The organism is Peribacillus sp. YIM B13472 (assembly GCF_042788005.1).
Taxonomy (GTDB): domain Bacteria; phylum Bacillota; class Bacilli; order Bacillales; family DSM-1321; genus Peribacillus; species Peribacillus simplex_E.
This window is the reverse complement of sequence record NZ_JBHZPG010000014.1, coordinates 100,485-117,523: the sequence shown is the minus strand read 5'-3', so window position 1 is coordinate 117,523 and position 17,039 is coordinate 100,485. Positions and strand designations below refer to the sequence as shown.

Annotated in this window: 16 protein-coding genes and 1 pseudogene; 15 read left to right on the top strand and 2 right to left on the bottom strand. The window is 44.4% G+C overall.

What is annotated here, in order from left to right:
* From ACFX4I_RS13235 to yajC, 10 genes and pseudogenes are all read left to right on the top strand, one after another.
* A pseudogene (locus ACFX4I_RS13235) lies at positions 1–1,176 on the top strand (hypothetical protein); the annotation flags it as partial.
* Positions 1,166–2,113, top strand: coding sequence for a phosphotransferase (locus ACFX4I_RS13230; protein WP_230303790.1), 948 nt, complete (start codon positions 1,166–1,168; stop codon positions 2,111–2,113). The pseudogene ACFX4I_RS13235 and the gene ACFX4I_RS13230, both read left to right, overlap by 11 nt.
* Positions 2,114–2,215: 102 nt before the next feature.
* A complete protein-coding gene (locus ACFX4I_RS13225) occupies positions 2,216–2,815 on the top strand; it encodes a YhcN/YlaJ family sporulation lipoprotein (RefSeq protein ID WP_309518657.1) in 600 nt (199 codons plus the stop codon).
* A gap of 101 nt (positions 2,816–2,916) precedes the next feature.
* Positions 2,917–3,426, top strand: coding sequence for a BofC C-terminal domain-containing protein (locus ACFX4I_RS13220; protein ID WP_377391631.1), 510 nt, complete (start codon positions 2,917–2,919; stop codon positions 3,424–3,426).
* Positions 3,427–3,744: 318 nt separating this feature from the next.
* The gene (ruvA, locus tag ACFX4I_RS13215) at positions 3,745–4,359 is read left to right on the top strand and encodes a Holliday junction branch migration protein RuvA (RefSeq protein ID WP_230303787.1); all 615 of its coding nucleotides are present in this window, start codon (positions 3,745–3,747) and stop codon (positions 4,357–4,359) included.
* Positions 4,360–4,370: 11 nt separating this feature from the next.
* Entirely contained in the window at positions 4,371–5,369 is a 999-nt protein-coding gene (gene ruvB, locus ACFX4I_RS13210) for a Holliday junction branch migration DNA helicase RuvB (RefSeq protein ID WP_034308811.1), read from the top strand.
* Positions 5,366–5,572 (top strand): DUF2905 domain-containing protein, encoded by a 207-nt coding sequence (locus tag ACFX4I_RS13205; RefSeq protein ID WP_034308809.1) that lies wholly within the window; start codon positions 5,366–5,368, stop codon positions 5,570–5,572. The genes ruvB and ACFX4I_RS13205 overlap by 4 nt, the downstream gene beginning before the upstream one ends.
* 38 nt (positions 5,573–5,610) lie before the next feature.
* Positions 5,611–6,639: a tRNA preQ1(34) S-adenosylmethionine ribosyltransferase-isomerase QueA gene (gene queA, locus ACFX4I_RS13200; RefSeq protein WP_230303786.1), complete on the top strand. Its 1,029-nt coding sequence runs from the start codon at positions 5,611–5,613 to the stop codon at positions 6,637–6,639.
* A gap of 36 nt (positions 6,640–6,675) precedes the next feature.
* Complete coding sequence (gene tgt / locus ACFX4I_RS13195) at positions 6,676–7,815, top strand: tRNA guanosine(34) transglycosylase Tgt (protein ID WP_076365000.1); 1,140 nt, start codon at positions 6,676–6,678, stop codon at positions 7,813–7,815.
* A gap of 42 nt (positions 7,816–7,857) precedes the next feature.
* Positions 7,858–8,142: a preprotein translocase subunit YajC gene (gene yajC / locus ACFX4I_RS13190; protein WP_214808143.1), complete on the top strand. Its 285-nt coding sequence runs from the start codon at positions 7,858–7,860 to the stop codon at positions 8,140–8,142.
* A gap of 45 nt (positions 8,143–8,187) precedes the next feature.
* Here the strand turns inward: yajC and ACFX4I_RS13185 are convergent, their stop codons facing one another.
* The gene (locus ACFX4I_RS13185; RefSeq protein WP_230303785.1) at positions 8,188–8,559 is read right to left on the bottom strand and encodes a TIGR04086 family membrane protein; all 372 of its coding nucleotides are present in this window, start codon (positions 8,557–8,559) and stop codon (positions 8,188–8,190) included.
* A gap of 169 nt (positions 8,560–8,728) precedes the next feature.
* Here ACFX4I_RS13185 and ACFX4I_RS13180 point away from each other — a divergent pair, with 169 nt between their 5' ends.
* Complete coding sequence (locus tag ACFX4I_RS13180; protein ID WP_230303784.1) at positions 8,729–9,409, top strand: DUF421 domain-containing protein; 681 nt, start codon at positions 8,729–8,731, stop codon at positions 9,407–9,409.
* Between the two features lie 28 nt (positions 9,410–9,437).
* Here the strand turns inward: ACFX4I_RS13180 and spoVB are convergent, their stop codons facing one another.
* The gene (gene spoVB / locus ACFX4I_RS13175) at positions 9,438–11,000 is read right to left on the bottom strand and encodes a stage V sporulation protein B (protein WP_230303783.1); all 1,563 of its coding nucleotides are present in this window, start codon (positions 10,998–11,000) and stop codon (positions 9,438–9,440) included.
* A gap of 167 nt (positions 11,001–11,167) precedes the next feature.
* Here spoVB and ACFX4I_RS13170 point away from each other — a divergent pair, with 167 nt between their 5' ends.
* From ACFX4I_RS13170 to ACFX4I_RS13155, 4 genes are all read left to right on the top strand, one after another.
* Positions 11,168–11,473 carry a post-transcriptional regulator gene (locus tag ACFX4I_RS13170; RefSeq protein WP_179890971.1) on the top strand — a complete coding sequence of 102 codons (306 nt, stop codon included), beginning with the start codon at positions 11,168–11,170 and terminating at the stop codon, positions 11,471–11,473.
* A 195-nt stretch (positions 11,474–11,668) separates the two neighbouring features.
* Positions 11,669–13,930, top strand: a complete 2,262-nt coding sequence (gene secDF / locus ACFX4I_RS13165) for a protein translocase subunit SecDF (RefSeq protein WP_377421124.1) — start codon at positions 11,669–11,671, stop codon at positions 13,928–13,930.
* 136 nt (positions 13,931–14,066) lie between these two features.
* Positions 14,067–16,442, top strand: coding sequence for a single-stranded-DNA-specific exonuclease RecJ (recJ, locus tag ACFX4I_RS13160; RefSeq protein ID WP_377421122.1), 2,376 nt, complete (start codon positions 14,067–14,069; stop codon positions 16,440–16,442).
* Positions 16,433–16,945 carry an adenine phosphoribosyltransferase gene (locus ACFX4I_RS13155; RefSeq protein ID WP_061464220.1) on the top strand — a complete coding sequence of 171 codons (513 nt, stop codon included), beginning with the start codon at positions 16,433–16,435 and terminating at the stop codon, positions 16,943–16,945. The genes recJ and ACFX4I_RS13155 overlap by 10 nt, the downstream gene beginning before the upstream one ends.
* Positions 16,946–17,039 lie beyond the last annotated feature (94 nt).

Here is a 17,039-nt window from a genome sequence, read left to right as displayed (position 1 = left end):
GGCGGCCAAAACGGTGGCCAGCCAGGAATGATGATGGGCGGTCAAAACGGTGGCCAGCCAGGAATGATGATGGGCGGTCAAAACGGTGGCCAGCCAGGAGTGATGATGGGCGGTCAAAACGGAGGCCAGCCAGGAATGATGGGCGGTCAAAACGGAGGCCAGCCAGGAATGATGGGCGGTCAAAACGGTGGCCAACCAGGAATGATGATGGGCGGTCAAAACGGAGGTCAGCCAGGAATGATGGGCGGTCAAAACGGTGGCCAGCCAGGAATGATGATGGGCGGTCAAAACGGAGGCCAGCCAGGAATGATGATGTTCGGCCAAAACGGAGGTCAGCCAGAGATGATGGGCGGTCAAAACGGTGGCCAGCCAGGAATGATGATGGGCGGTCAAAACGGAGGCCAGCCAGAGATGATGTTCGGCCAAAACGGAGACCAGCCAGGAACGATGGGCGGTCAAAACGGTGGCCAGCCAGGAATGATGATGGGCGGTCAAAACGGAGATCAGCCAGGAATGATGGGCGGTCAAAACGGAGATCAGCCAGGAATGATGGACGGTCAAAACGGAGGCCAGCCAGGAATGATGATGTTCGGCCAAAACGGTGGCCAGCCAGGAATGATGATGGGCGGTCAAAACGGAGGTCAGCCAGGAATGATGATGGGCGGTCAAAACGGTGGCCAGCCAGGAATGATGATGGGCGGTCAAAACGGTGGCCAGCCAGGAATGATGATGGGCGGTCAAAATGGAGGCCAGCCAGGAATGATGCCGGGACAATTTGGAGGTCAGCCAGGAATGATGATGGGCGGTCAAAATGGAGGCCAGCCAGGAATGATGCCGGGACAATTTGGAGGTCATCCAGGAATGATGATGGGCGGTCAAAATGGAGGTCAGCCAGGAATGATGCCGGGACAATTTGGTGGTCAGCCAGGAATGATGCCGGGCGGTCAAAACGGAGGCCAGCCAGGAATGATGATGGGCGGTCAAAATGGAGGTCAGCCAGGAATGATGCCGGGACAATTTGGTGGTCAGCCAGACATGATGCGCGGTCAGCTTGGTGGTCAGCCGGAAGCTATGTTACCTGGACAAATGGGAGGCCAGCCAGGCCAATTCGGGGGCGTTCGTGCGCCTGAAACATTTGGGATACCGACATATGTAGATGAAAGCGATGACTACTAATTATCAAGGAGACAGTGTTTTTAACACTCGTCTCCTCTCTTATTTAAATCGTAAGCCAAAGAATGTCCACCATATTCAAAGCAGTGTCTATTTATTAACTTTTGAAAAGGGTCATCCTATGATCCTTAAAGGATTCGACAGTTTTGAAAAATGGGATCGGCAAAGGGAATTGACTTCTTTATTAAAACAAAAGGGATTTCATCAAACGTATTATATTCATCAGAATTTAATGCCCTTTCAATTTAAAGGGAAATGGTATGGCAGTATGGACTATTTTCCGCCGAGTAAGAAAAAATTCAGATACTCCAATCAAAAGGACCGCTTAGAGGGCATTCAGTTACTGGAAAGCTTCCATGATGTGTCGGAACATATCTCCATTAACGCTCCTGTGTTCAATCAATCAAAAAAGTGGAAAGAACGCTTATCACTATTTAAAAAGAACTTTTCTTATGTTCGCCAATATGTTTCCGAAGATATTATCAAGGAATGGATTAGATGGGGTGAATGGTCGCTAGAGGGGTTTGATAAAAATCAGTCTTTATGGAATAAGGAAAAGAAAGTCATCATTCATGGTGATTGTGCCCACCATAATTTCTTGCGGAGAGCGGACGGCACTTTGACGCTAATCGATTTTGACTTAATGGCGAATGCCCCGAGGTGCATTGATTATTTACAGTATGCAAATCGAATTTCGCCTCATTTGGAAGATGCGGCCACCGAACTGTGGGATGTTCCGCAAATGCAAAGGTATCAGTCAGACCTGGCCTTTTTATATGCTTTAACTTATCCTACCGATATTTTCCGTGAATGGAATCGTCTTAATAAAAGTTCTTCCCAGCTTCATTCGGTCTGGAAAATGTCCGTCGAAGGTTTTTCGAATCGGATGGAGATGAATGAAAAATTGGCGGAAAGGATTTCTTCCCTTAATAGGAATTAAAACGGGTTTTTGGCCGTATCTTACAGAGTACATTTACCGTTCGACACCCATGCTAATTATGAGCGGAATATAGCTCATTCTATTGCAATGGGAGGGTTATTGGTGCAGAAAATAAAATGGGCACATCCGCTTTGTACTGTATTGGCCGCCGTCAGTTTGGTTGGATGTGCTAATAATGATACAGCGGAAAATGAAAAAATCACCAATGATACAGGGTACCATGAAAAGGATGCATTGGTACGCAACATCAATTATGAGAATATGGTGCAAGGTTTATATGATAAAGATGATGCGTACAGTAAGAGTGACCGTAACTACCATGGACATGAAAGTATACCGCTTAAGGCAAAATCATCTTATTATAATTCTTATGAAGGCGCTTTTGCCGATAAAGTAAATGGTATCGCCAAGAAAGAGGAGCCGGTCAACGATGCCAGGACAATCATCATGAAAGATGAAATGCTGGTAGCCTTGCGGCTTGATGACTACAGCCAAGCAAAAGATGTTAAAGAAAGAATCAAGACCGAAATCGGACCCCTTACCAATGGCCGCACCCTATATGTAACCACCGATGAAGGTGTCTATTTCAGGACGATGACGCTTGATAACAATCTTCGGGATGGCGATACGAGGGAAATGATCATTTTGGATGCCAATGACATGTTCGATAACCTTAACATTCACGAAAATCACTTAAAATAATTAGTGGGCTGACCCGATATGGAGTCAGCTCTTTTTGATTTTTTTCTGGTTAATAATCCTTATTTGGGGTCAAACTACATAAAAAGTAAACGCCTTAAGAGGTGAATATATTGATTAATCAACTTAGAATCCAATTTTTCATGACGCTTTTCATATTGCCAATTTGCTTAACCGTTTTTGCCGAAGAAACCGTTCAAAAGGAAAATGATCCTATTGAAAGGAAGGTCATTCTTCAGCGTATGTATCTGGATGGCGAATTAAGTGAAGAGAAATTGACAGAAACCATTTGGTCGATGGAGGACTTTTGGTCAAAATATGAAGGATGGAAAGTGGTCGATCAAAATGAAGAGCAGATTGTCATGAAGAAAATTGAAAATGACATATCTCCGCTTTTAAAAGCGAATGGTTACCTTGGGATGAGGGAAGATGGTACGTTATCCATTTTTATCGGAAGGCCCGAGCACGCCAAAATCATTCATACTTTCTACCAAATAGACGTTGGTAAACTTGAAGCATACAAGCAGGAGGAATTGCAAAAAGGGATTCCGATCATGAATAAAGACCAATATAAACAGCTCATTAAAGAGTATGAGCCATATTCGGTAAACTAGGATGGGATGACACCCATCCTCCAGACTGTAGATAAACTCGATGAAAATCGGGTTTGTCTGCAGTTTTTTAGGGTTTGTACAATTTGAACGTTGCCTCCAGGCACTCGCTTTTCCCGCAGGAGTCACAATCACCTTGTTTAAAATTTAGATAGAACACCATTTGACTACAAACTGAAGGAAGGGATAATACCTCAAATGTAATAAAACGGGATATCCTTCACTGTAAAAGTCTTTGCGCCTACTAAACAACTTTTAATGAACAACACCCCCTTTTTATGATAAAATGAGAGGTACAGCAAAATCAGGGAGAGAATTAATTTGTATGATTATATAAAAGGCAAGGTCGATTATATTGGGCCTGAATACATAGTTGTGGAAAATGGGGGGATCGGATATCAAGTGATGACACCGAATCCTTTTATTTTTTCCGCTCAATACCAGAAAGAAATTCAAGTTTTCTTGTATCATTATGTTCGTGAGGATATGGCCGCATTATACGGGTTTCAGACTCGTCAAGAAAAGGCGTTATTCACAAAATTATTGAATGTAACGGGAATCGGGCCGAAGGGTGCTCTAGCCATATTGGCATCAGGCAAGGTTGATCAGGTGGTACAGGCGATCGAAAATGAAGATGAATCGTTTTTGGTGAAATTCCCGGGTGTCGGAAAGAAAACGGCACGGCAGATGATTCTCGATTTAAAAGGGAAACTTGAGAACATTATTCCGGATGCGTTTCCAAGCTTGTTTAATGAAGGCGTAACGGCTGCACTCAGTCCAAATGGCTATACGGAAGAATTGGATGAAGCCATTCTTGCATTGAAGGCTCTTGGTTATTCTGAAAAGGAAATCCAAAAGGTTGCCAAGAAATTGCAGGCTGAAGATATGACGACCGAGCAATATATTAAGAAAGCATTGCAAATGATGTTAAGATAAGGAGTGGCGCAATGGAGGAGAGAATATTCAATCAGGAAGCCGATTTGAACGAACTGTCCTTTGAACAAAGCCTGCGGCCGCAAAACTTAAAGCAATATATCGGACAGGATAAAGTGAAAGCGAATTTAAGTGTATACATCGAAGCGGCAAGGATGCGTGAAGAAACGCTCGATCATGTACTTTTATATGGACCGCCTGGTCTTGGGAAGACGACGCTTGCCGTCATCATCGCCAATGAAATGGGTGTAAATATCCGCACGACTTCCGGTCCCGCCATTGAGCGGCCGGGAGATCTGGCGGCCATTTTGAGTGCACTTGAACCAGGTGATGTATTGTTCATCGATGAGATTCACCGTCTTCCACGTGTCGTTGAAGAAGTGCTATATCCGGCTATGGAGGACTTCTGTCTGGATATTGTAGTCGGTAAGGGACCGGAAGCCCGTTCGATTAGGATCGACTTGCCGCCTTTCACCCTCGTTGGGGCCACGACGCGTGCAGGCTCATTGTCTGCACCGCTTAGGGACCGTTTTGGCGTTTTGAGCCGTCTTGAATATTATACGGAAAACCATTTGACTGATATCATCATCCGTACAGCAAGAATCATGGATACGGAAATGGATGATCAAGCAGCGGCCGAGCTTGCAAGAAGGTCAAGGGGCACCCCGAGAATCGCCAATCGGCTTTTACGGAGGGTCCGGGATTTCGCCCAGGTGCGCGGGGATGGTACGATAACGGCCGAACTTGCCGATTATGCACTTGAATTAATGCAGGTCGACCGTTTAGGACTCGATCATATTGACCATAAATTACTTAAAGGGATCATTGAAAAATTCCGTGGCGGACCAGTGGGTCTGGAAACGATTGCGGCAACGATTGGCGAAGAGGCACATACGATTGAAGATGTGTATGAACCATATCTGTTACAAGTAGGTTTTCTTCAGCGTACCCCAAGAGGCCGGATGGCAACACAGCTAGTTTATGAGCATTTCGGCATGGAGATGCCTGAATGATGAATATACCAAAGATGGTTATGATTCTGGGTGTGATTATATTCGTGATTGGTTTTGCGATGAAATATATTCATCTCGGCAGGCTGCCGGGAGATATTTTTCTGAAAAAGGGGAATACGACGTTTTACTTTCCTATCGTTACATCAATCATCGTCAGTGTTGTGTTGTCCGCCATTTTTTATTTGATCGGCCGTTTTAAATAATGATTACAGCTTGATAGACACGTAAGGAAGTGGAACAGATGAAATTGGATATGTTTGATTTTCATTTACCGGAGGAACTGATTGCCCAAGTTCCTTTGGAGGATAGGGAAGCCAGCAGATTGATGGTGCTGGACAAAGAAACCGGTAAGCTCCAGCATGATGTATTCAGCCATATCACGGAATATATCAAACCGGGAGATTGCTTGGTGTTGAATGATACGAAGGTGCTTCCGGCCCGACTATACGGCAGTAAAGAAGGAACCGGTGCAAAAATCGAAGTATTGCTGCTTAAGCAAGAGCATGATGATGTATGGGAAACGCTTGTGAAGCCGGCCAAACGGATTAAAGAAGGCTCGACAATCGTTTTTGGCGATGGTAAGCTGAGTGCCGTCTGTACAGGCGTGCTCGAGCATGGCGGCAGAATCCTTGAATTTAAATATGACGGCATATTTTATGAAATACTGGAGAAGCTTGGCGAAATGCCGTTACCTCCATACATCAAGGAACAGCTCGACGACCAGGATCGCTATCAAACGGTATATGCGCGTGAACGGGGATCTGCGGCGGCACCTACCGCTGGCCTGCATTTTACGGAGGATTTACTTGAGAAACTTAAAGGGATGGGTGTCCACATCGCCTTCATCACGCTGCATGTCGGGCTTGGTACATTCCGTCCAGTAAGTGTCGACGATATTGACAGCCACGAAATGCATTCGGAATTTTATCAAATGACGGAAGGCACAGCCAGATTGCTGAATGATGTGAAAGATAAAGGCGGGAAAATCATTACGGTCGGCACAACGTCCACAAGGACATTGGAAACGATTGCGTCCCGCAATGATGGGGTTTTCAAGGAAGAGAATGGCTGGACGAGCATCTTCATTTATCCTGGTTATGAGTTCAAAGGGATCGATGCGATGATAACGAACTTCCATTTGCCCAAATCGACTTTAATCATGCTTATTTCTGCACTTGCAGGCAGGGAGCATGTCCTTCATGCCTATGAAACGGCTGTGGAAGAAAAATACAGATTCTTTAGTTTTGGAGATGCAATGTTAATTAAGTAATATAAGAGTGTGAAGCTCTTGAAGGGAGTTATTGCGTTGACTGCAATACGATATGAGTTAATCAAAACATGTAAACAGACAGGGGCACGGCTGGGCCGGGTCCATACGCCGCATGGTTCTTTTGAAACGCCGGCATTTATGCCGGTTGGAACGATGGCTACTGTCAAAACGATGTCCCCGGAAGATTTGAAACAAATGGGGGCAGGCATCATCCTGAGCAATACGTACCACCTATGGTTGCGTCCGGGGCATGAAATCATCAAGGAAGCCGGCGGATTGCATAAGTTCATGAACTGGGATCGGGCGATTCTGACCGACTCAGGCGGCTTTCAAGTCTTCAGTTTGAGCGAGTTCCGCAAAATTGAAGAAGAGGGCGTGCATTTCAGGAACCATCTGAATGGCGATAAATTGTTTTTATCTCCGGAAAAAGCGATGGAAATACAAAATGCGCTTGGCTCGGATATTATGATGGCATTTGATGAATGTCCGCCATTTCCGGCGACTGAAGAGTATATGAAGAAGTCGGTAGAACGGACATCGCGCTGGGCGGAACGCTGTTTGAATGCTCACGAGCGGCCAAATGACCAAGGTCTGTTCGGAATCGTTCAAGGCGGGGAGTTTGAAAATCTTCGCAAACAAAGTGCAAAAGACCTTGTCTCCCTTGACTTTCCGGGTTATGCTATTGGAGGACTATCCGTAGGGGAACCGAAGGATATCATGAACCGCGTCCTTGAGTTTACAAGTCCGCTTTTGCCAACTGACAAACCGCGTTACCTTATGGGGGTCGGTTCACCGGACTCATTGATCGATGGTGCACTCCGCGGTATCGATATGTTTGACTGTGTACTGCCGACGCGAATTGCGCGTAATGGTACGCTCATGACGAGCAATGGGCGGCTGGTTGTGAAAAATGCGAAGTATGCACGCGATTTCGGTCCAATCGATGAAAATTGCGATTGCCATGTTTGCAAGAATTATAGCCGGGCATATATCCGCCATTTGATTAAATGTGAAGAAACCTTTGGGATTCGTCTTACGACTTACCATAATCTTCATTTTCTGTTAAACTTGATGGAACAGGTCAGACAAGCTATTCGAGAAGATCGCCTTGGAGACTTTAGGGAAGAGTTTTTTGAGCAGTATGGTTTCAATGAACCAAATGCGAGAAACTTCTAATTCCATACATATTTTAATGAACGAAAGGAGTGAATATACAAAATGGGTTCTTTAACACAAATACTTCCGTTGATTTTAATGTTCGTATTGTTCTATTTCTTATTGATCCGCCCACAGCAAAAACGCCAAAAGACTACGCAAAATATGCAAAGCAGTTTGAAAAAAGGTGATAAAGTTGCTACTATCGGCGGCATGCACGGAACAATCGATGCAATCGATGACCTGAAAATCGTCATTAAATCACCAGACGGCACAAAACTAACTTTTGACCGTGCAGCAATCCGTGAAATTACGGAAAGCGCACCGAATAAAGAAGTATCCGTATAAGACAAACGAAAACCGGGCCATGTGCCCGGTTTTTTGCTGTGTTTTTTAATCGGTGCGGGAGTCGGAACTCATGTTGACCCCAAGCACGCCGCCCATCATGGCCGTAATCACAAAACAGCCATAGTATATCCATTGCTTGATGGTGAAAAGTGCATCGTGGCCTAAATATTGAAAAAGGAACACGACCAACAGATAAAGCAGCCCAGTGCTCCCGCCCAAGAATAGTCCTTGCTTTTTCCCTTTGCCTCCTGAAATGAATCCACCAATGAACAGCGATAAAAAGGACACGATCATGATCACGTATGTCAGGGATGATTCCGTCAGTGAAGTAAAACGAAGAAGGGTGGAAACGATTAAACTTGCAATCATCGCTATGGCAAAGATGGAGCCTACGCCATAAATTACGGCGACACTCATTTTTTTAGTTTCGATGGGTATTCCTCCTTTTTAAAAGGCTGATACGTATAGCCTGTTTATGTGTTTGTACAAGCATATTCCCCGTATCGAACCTTTAGACCAGGTTTAAGAAGCTTCCCGTAAAATTAGAAAAGATTATGGAGTAATATTTCAGTTCCCAAGCCATGCTATGGATGAAGGAAGTGTTATTCAATTGGATATCCTGGCTATTATTTTTAGAACAACAGTGATCTATCTAGTCATATTATTACTTTTCCGAATGATGGGTAAGCGGGAAGTTGGGGAACTGAGCATTCTGGATTTAGTGGTATCCATCATGATAGGGGACATTGCCGTCCTATCCTTTGAAGAATTGGATAGACCATTTTTCAGGCAAATCATACCGATGTTCGTACTTGCTTTCATCCAGATAATCATGGCTTACATTTCATTGAAAAGCATAAGGTTTCGAAACATCGTGGACGGTACGCCGCAGATCATCATCAATCAAGGGAAAATAGATGAAAAAGCGATGCGTAAGCAACGATATAATTTCGATGATTTATTGACCCAGCTGCGTGAACAGGGGATTAATGATTTAAATGACGTACAATTCGCAATCCTCGAATCCTCCGGAAAGCTTTCGATCATCAAGAATACCAAAGACAAAAGGTCTAAAACTAAAGAAACACCTTATCCTCTTATAATCGACGGGGAGATACAGGAGAGGAATCTCGATAGAATTGGCAAAAATCATTTTTGGCTCCGGCACCAGTTGAAAAAACTGGGAGAAACGAAGATTAAAGAGATTTCGATTTGTGGGTACATAGATGGCCAATTTTATATCGATAAAAATGAAACGAAGAAATGACCGAAGCCATTTAATGCTTCGGTTCATTTTATTTCCAAGCGAATTTTGATAAAAAGCCGCCCACTACAGGAATCCTGATCAGATCCGCCTTTTTTATGCTGCCGGTCATGAGCAGGAAAAATGTGAACAGCAGGATAACGACCGTCACGGAAAACATTAGCCGTGTGCCAAGTGGCAGTGACGAGAGTGGGAATTGATAAAGATAATAACCGCCCCATCCTGAAATTAAAGCAAGGACCAAAGCTGATATATAGCTGCGGAAATGAAGCGTAAAAGGGACGACCTTCAGCACGGTTGAAAAATGCAGGAAGGTAACGAGCATCGTACCGACAGCTATCCCGATTGCGGCACCCATTATCCCGAAACTTTCCTTTGACGCCAGCAGCCAGATCACACCGATTTTAAGGATGTTCCCAGCCAGGCTGTTGAACATTGCGGCCTTCGCAAGATCCAGTGCTTGCAGCATGGATTGCAGCGGATATTGAAAGTAATAAAGGATGAAAAAAGGTGCCAGGAATTTAATGAAAACAGCAGCATGTGAAGAGCCATACATGACTTGTAAAATCGGTTCGGCAAAGATGAACAGAATGACGATAGCTAAACAGCCTGTGATAAATGTGATTTTCAGGGCCTGCTGAAGCCTGTGTTCAACGAGTAAAAAGTTTCCGGTCGTACGGGCTTCACTCACTGCCGGGACAAGTGCCGTCGCCAGTGATGATGTAACGAAAGATGGAAGCATGAGTAAAGGCAGTGCGTATCCTGTCAGCTCCCCGTATTGACTGGTGGCTGCGGCCGCGGTGACTCCAGCGATTGCCAAACTTTGGGCGACCACTATCGGTTCGAAAAACCATGAAACCGATCCGATCATCCTGCTTCCGGTGGAAGGAAGGGCGATCCCCATCAATTCCGTGAACGTTCCTTTTCCGGATTTGACATTCTTGAAGAAACCCTTTCTGAACTTAAAATGTTTTTTTAATTTAAAGCTTGTCAATAAGTAGAAGAGAGAGACAAGTTCACCGATAATCGATGCGAACATCGCCCCGGCTGCAGCATATTCGATTCCATATGGCAAAAAGGCCTTCGTCAGGACGGCTATGAAAGTGATTCGGGCCACCTGTTCGATAACTTGTGAGAAAGCGAAGGGCTTCATATTTTGCTTGCCTTGGAAATAACCTCGCAGTACGGATGAAATGGCTATGATCGGTACGATAGGGGCAATCGCCATTAGAGGCCATACCGTCCGTTTGTCAGTGAATAGGTATTCTGAGAGAACCGGTGCGAAAAGCAGCATCGCAGGGGTGAAAATCATCGATAGAGTAAAAGTGCAGGCCAAAGAGACGACAAGGATTTTCTTGATTTTTCGCTCATCGCCTCTGGCATTGGCCTCAGCCACGTATTTCGAAATGGCAATTGGCAGGCCTAACTGGGTTATGTTCACGACGAGAAAGAGGGTCGGTAAAGCCATCATATATAAACCAACGCCTTCTTCGCCGATGAAGCGGGCGATGACAATGCGGTTAATGAAACCAAGAACCCTTGTAATCAGGCTTGCGATTAATAATATCAGCGTCCCTTTTAAAAATTTGGACATTGAACTCCCTCCCTTCTCAAAAAAGCGGTTATGCTATACAATTATCTATATGCTTGTACTTGGACAAAGCATGACAAAAGTGTTTGTTTGCGTTCTAACAATTGATAAGAAACCCTTCGAAGAAAATGCGCATTTATTTGAGAATCATTTTTACTGGAGGCAAAGTGATGGCAAAAAAGAATCATCCCTATCAAAGGTATTATCTAAAGGTACGTCCATTTTTGAAGAGCAAGCGTGAGGAATTCCAAATGGTCGGATTGAATGCCGTAACGGAGGAAGACATTTGGGGAACCTTAACCAAAAATAAATGGAAGCGTCCTCAGGAAAACATTCACCTTCATGAACTTGTCGCAGATATCGTGACATTTTCGAGCAACCAGTTCATGACCTTCCAAATGGTTGAAGCATATAAATCACCAAACCTATTAGAGCCGCTTTCTGAAGAAGAACTGAAGGAACTTTTTAAAGAATAAAGCAAAGATATACTTAAATTGACAGCTGTTTGTATATGACTCATAATAGATATGGTTATGCTTTTTTTTGGAAAAAGCAGGGAAGCTGTGTCCTTTTTCTCAAGAAGCAAGGGTATGCAGTTATCATATAAACTAAAAATGACAGTTTTTTTAACTTCAGGAACAGGCGTATTATAGAAAGGGGCCTACTACATAATGGTAAAAAGAAGCAGGATCGTTGCGTTTTTTCTAATCGCACTATTGATTTTCGCAGCGATGGGGACGACTTCAAAAGGAATCCTAAAGGATATCAAGCTGGGTCTTGATCTACAAGGCGGTTTTGAAGTGCTATATGAAGTAAAACCGCTGTCTGGGGAAAAGATCACCCCGGATGTATTACGGGCTACAGTAAGCTCACTTGAGCGGCGTGTCAATGTTTTGGGCGTTAGCGAACCTAACATTCAAATCGAAGGGAAAGACCGGATCCGCGTTCAATTGGCTGGAGTCAAAGATCAAAACAACGCCCGCGAAATCCTCTCGACACAAGCTAAATTATCTTTCCGTGATTACAACGATAAGGAAATGATGACCGGTGCCGACCTGAAAGAAGGCGGCGCGAAACAAACGTTCCAAGATAATAAACCGGTTGTCGAAGTTACATTGAAAGACGTAAATAAATTTAAGGACATCACTCAAAAAATATCCTCGATGGAAAGTCCGACAAATGTACTTGCAATCTGGTTGGATTTCGAGGAAGGAAAAGATTCCATTAAGGATACAGCCTCACAGGACAATATGATATCCGCTCCGGCTGTCAGTGAAGTTTTCAATACGAAGAAGGTGTATATTACCGGTCAATTCACGGTGGAAGAAGCGAAAGAGCTTGCCGCCCTTCTTAATGCCGGTGCTTTGCCTGTAGATTTAAAAGAAAAGTATTCCACTTCTGTAGGTGCCCAGTTCGGTGCAGGTGCACTGCATGATACTATTTTTGCAGGAATCATCGGAATTGCACTTGTTTTTATCTTCATGCTTGTGTATTACCGCTTCCCGGGATTCATTGCGGTCGTCACTTTAAGCATATACCTTTTCTTGACGCTTTTAGTGTTTGATTGGATGAATGCGGTCCTTACGCTGCCTGGTATTGCAGCATTGGTACTCGGGGTCGGGATGGCCGTCGACGCCAATATCATAACCTATGAGCGAATCAGGGATGAATTGAAACTTGGCAGATCGGTTAAAGCGGCTTATAAAGAAGGTACCAAGAATTCACTTGCTACAATCACGGATGCCAACTTAACGACCCTGCTGGCTGCAGCTGTTCTGTTCTATTATGGAACAAGCTCGGTTAAAGGGTTTGCCACCACTTTGATCATTTCGATTTTAATGAGTTTCATAACAGCCGTCTATGGTACACGCCTCTTCATGAGCATGTGGGTGAATAGCGGGTTCCTGGACAAACGTGCATCATGGTTTGGCGTGAAGAAGAAATACATTCACGATTTATCCGAGAAAATGGATTTAATGTCATTGCCAACACGCTTTGATAAAATCGATTTCGTCAAACATCGGAAGGTTTTTTATGGCATTTCAATCGGTGTCACCATTATCGGGATCATTTTCCTGCTCGTCTTCAGATTGAATCTTGGGATTGATTTCACGAGCGGTACCCGAATCGAGATTGCGTCCAAAGACGTCTTGACGACTCAGCAAGTCAAAACCGAAATAGAAAAGGTCGGTATCGACGCGGATGATATCAAGGATGTCAGGCTCGCTGGAAAAGACAATAAAAATGCTGTCGTTCGGACAGTCGGTGTCCTCGATAAACAGGAAATCGCTGAATTGAAGGACCATTTCAAGAAGGATTACGGGGCGGAACCGAATGTCAGCACCGTATCACCGACTGTAGGAAAAGAGCTTGCGAAAAATGCCATGTATGCCTTAGCGATTGCATCAATCGGAATCATATTGTATGTATCGATACGATTTGAATGGCGAATGGCCGTACCTGCCGTGGTCGCGCTCATACATGATGCATTCTTCATCATCACGATTTTTAGCTTGCTCCGGCTCGAAGTGGATATCACCTTCATTGCTGCGGTTCTGACGATCGTCGGATATTCGATCAATGATACGATTGTAACCTTTGACCGAATTCGTGAAAACCTGCGCTTCAGCCGTAAAATCAAAACCGTCGAAGAGCTTGAGAACATTGTGAACATCAGTATCAGGCAAACTTTGACCCGATCCATTAACACGGTACTGACCGTTCTCATTACGGTCATCGCGTTGATGATCTTCGGCAGTGAAGCTATCCGTAACTTCTCAATTGCCCTGTTTATCGGTTTAATATGCGGCGTGTATTCATCGCTATTGATCGCTTCCCAATTCTGGCTTGATTTGAAAATCAGGGAATTGAAGAAGAAAGGTCCGCTGAATACCGCGAAAGAAAAGAAACAAAGTCTTGAAGGACAAGTTTAATAGGTGAGAGGGGGCTGGCATGATGCCAGCCTTCTTTTTGTTGAGCTAATAGGGAATTACAGCCAATTATGAGTTTAAAATAAAATTGAAACTGGTATATTCGTTTTGTATAATGAGTAAGTTGAGGGGTGAATAAATGTTAAAGCCAAAAACCCGGTGGAACTTACGAACTGCCGATGAAAACAATGTTGCTGTACTAGCTGAAGAGCTTCATATCACACCTTTGGTTGCAGCCCTGCTTGTGAATCGAGGCCTGGATACGATTGAAAGTGCCCGATCATTTTTATTTGTAAAAAATCAAACTTTTCATGATCCATTTTTATTGAAGGATATGGATAAAGCAGTATATAGAATAAGAGAAGCGATTCAAAATGGAGAAAAAATACGTATATTCGGTGATTATGATGCGGATGGCGTGACATCGACCACAGTGATGATGACGGCGCTGACGAGATTGGGGGCCGATGTTGACTTTTATATCCCCAATCGGTTTACAGAAGGATATGGTCCGAATCCGATGGCGTTCCGCCTTGCAGCCGAGCAAGGGGTGAAGGTATTAATAACCGTCGATACCGGAATTTCTGCAGTCGATGAAGCGAAACTTGCCGGCGAGCTTGGCATGGATTATATTTTGACCGACCACCATGAACCGGGACCGGAACTGCCTGAGGCATTGGCGATCATCCATCCTAAACTTGAGGACAGTTCCTATCCATTTAAAGACCTTGCCGGAGTAGGGGTCGCTTTTAAGCTGGCACACGCCTTGCTTGGGGAATTGCCTGAGGATTTGCTAGAGATAGCGGCAATCGGCACGATAGCGGATTTAGTGCCTTTACAAGGGGAAAACCGCGTCATTGCTGCGAAAGGCATCGAGCAGTTACGTTTGACGCGCCGCCCGGGCCTTGTCGCCTTAATGAAAGTGGCGAATGTTCAGCAGGAAGCATTGAATGAAGAATCGATCGGCTTTGCGATGGCACCGCGGATCAATGCTGTCGGGCGCCTTGGAGATGCCGATCCCGCTGTCGATTTATTGATGTCACAAAGTCTGGAAGAAGCGACGGAGCTTGCCAATGAAATCAATGATATCAATAAAGAGCGACAGGAAATGGTTGCAGCGATGGCGGAAGAAGCGATTGCTGAAGTCGAGGAAAACTTCCCGCCGGAGTCCAATGGCGTGCTCATCATCGGCAGGGAAGGCTGGAACGCCGGAGTTGTGGGGATTGTGGCCTCTAAACTTGTAGAACGCTTTTACCGGCCCACGATTGTATTGAGCTATGACCGGGAAAAGGGATTAGCTAAAGGATCTGCCCGGAGCATCGCCGGTTTCGATCTTTTTCAAAGTCTTTCCGCCTGCCGTGAAATGCTACCTCATTTCGGTGGACATCCGATGGCTGCTGGAATGACCTTGAAAATTGAAGATGTTCAGGAGCTCAGGGACCGCATGAACTTGATTGCGAAGGAACAACTGAACGAAGAGGACTTCAGACCCATTACAAACTTGGACGGAGCAACGACTTTAGCTGAAGTTTCCATTCAAACGATTCAGGAAATGAGCTTGCTGGCGCCATTTGGGGTTACGAATCCGAAGCCGAAGATATTGATAGATTCCGTACAGCTTTCAAGTGTCCGCAAAATTGGTGCCAACCAAAATCACTTGAAGGTCTCGCTTGAAGATGGTGAAAACCATAAGCTTGACGGAGTGGGCTTCGGTCTCGGTCATTTTGTCGATGAAATAGCTCCGCACGCTGAAGTCTCGGTTATTGGAGAGCTTTCCATCAATGAGTGGAATAATATGAAAAAGCCTCAGATCTTTGTCCAGGATATCTCGGTAAACCACTGGCAGTTATTCGATTATCGGGGCAAGGGACAGGCAGAGAAGTGGCTTGCCGACATTCCTGTACAAAACCGGAAGATCGTCATTTTCTCGGAAGATGTCTTTACCAGATATCCGTTTTTACAAAACCATCCAGATCTTGTTCATATCAAGAATGAACTGGATGCAGAGCAGCTCGACTGCTTCGAAGGTCATTTAGTATTTATGGACATGCCGCCGTCCAGGGAATATTTGAAGCGGGTGATTGCCAATAAGAACCCTTCGCGTATCTACGCTCACTTTTCCCATGAACAGGATCATTTCTTAAGTACGATGCCAACAAGGGATCATTTTAAATGGTTTTATGCCTTCCTTGCCAAAAAGGGTCCGCTCGACGTGAAAAGATACGGTGATGACCTGGCCAAATATCGCGGCTGGTCAAGGGATACCGTGGATTTCATTTCTAAGGTGTTTTTTGAGCTTGATTTTGTTACAATAGAGAATGGGTTAATTATGCTCACAACCAATGCGAAAAAACGCGATCTTAGTGAATCTGAATCGTATACAAGAAAGAAAGAGCAATTTGAGCTTGAACAAGAGCTTGTTTATTCTTCCTATCAGCAATTATTCGATTGGTTCAATCATTATTTAGTTCATGAGGCAACAGACCTTGAGGAGGAAACAAAGCAATGGATTTAAAGCAATATGTAACAATTGTGCAAGACTGGCCAAAACCGGGTATTGTCTTCAAAGATATTACAACATTAATGGATAACGGCGCAGCTTATAAATATGCTACAGACCAAATCGTCGAGTACGCTCGCGATAAAAATATCGACTTGGTGGTCGGGCCGGAAGCACGCGGATTCATTATCGGATGTCCAGTCGCATACTCATTGGAAGTGGGCTTTGCGCCAGTGAGAAAAGAAGGAAAACTTCCACGTGAAACGATAAAAGTCGAATATGGATTAGAATATGGCAAGGATGTATTGACAATCCATAAAGATGCCATTAAACCGGGACAGCGTATCCTGATTACGGATGATTTGCTTGCTACCGGGGGAACAATCGAAGCGACGATCAAATTGGTTGAACAGCTTGGCGGAATTGTAGCCGGAATTGCATTCCTTATTGAATTGACCGACTTGGATGGTAAAGATAAATTAGACGGCTATGATGTCTTGACATTAATGAGCTTTTAATAAACGAGAGCACTCTGACCAGGGTGCTCTTTTTCTGTTTTTACTCATTTTAGCTGGATTTTGTCGAATTTCCAGTGAAAAAATGCACTATTCT

Bases quoted from the DNA above. Each gene is read 5' to 3' on its own strand.
- ACFX4I_RS13230 (WP_230303790.1), top strand. From the start codon at position 1,166: ATGACTACTAATTATCAAGGAGACAGTGTTTTTAACACTCGTCTCCTC.
- ruvB (WP_034308811.1), top strand. From the start codon at position 4,371: ATGGAGGAGAGAATATTCAATCAGGAAGCCGATTTGAACGAACTGTCC.
- ACFX4I_RS13205 (WP_034308809.1), top strand. From the start codon at position 5,366: ATGATGAATATACCAAAGATGGTTATGATTCTGGGTGTGATTATATTC.
- queA (WP_230303786.1), top strand. From the start codon at position 5,611: ATGAAATTGGATATGTTTGATTTTCATTTACCGGAGGAACTGATTGCC.
- yajC (WP_214808143.1), top strand. From the start codon at position 7,858: ATGGGTTCTTTAACACAAATACTTCCGTTGATTTTAATGTTCGTATTG.
- ACFX4I_RS13185 (WP_230303785.1), bottom strand. From the start codon at position 8,559: ATGAGTGTCGCCGTAATTTATGGCGTAGGCTCCATCTTTGCCATAGCG.
- ACFX4I_RS13180 (WP_230303784.1), top strand. From the start codon at position 8,729: ATGGATGAAGGAAGTGTTATTCAATTGGATATCCTGGCTATTATTTTT.
- spoVB (WP_230303783.1), bottom strand. From the start codon at position 11,000: ATGTCCAAATTTTTAAAAGGGACGCTGATATTATTAATCGCAAGCCTG.
- ACFX4I_RS13170 (WP_179890971.1), top strand. From the start codon at position 11,168: ATGGCAAAAAAGAATCATCCCTATCAAAGGTATTATCTAAAGGTACGT.
- secDF (WP_377421124.1), top strand. From the start codon at position 11,669: ATGGTAAAAAGAAGCAGGATCGTTGCGTTTTTTCTAATCGCACTATTG.
- recJ (WP_377421122.1), top strand. From the start codon at position 14,067: ATGTTAAAGCCAAAAACCCGGTGGAACTTACGAACTGCCGATGAAAAC.
- ACFX4I_RS13155 (WP_061464220.1), top strand. From the start codon at position 16,433: ATGGATTTAAAGCAATATGTAACAATTGTGCAAGACTGGCCAAAACCG.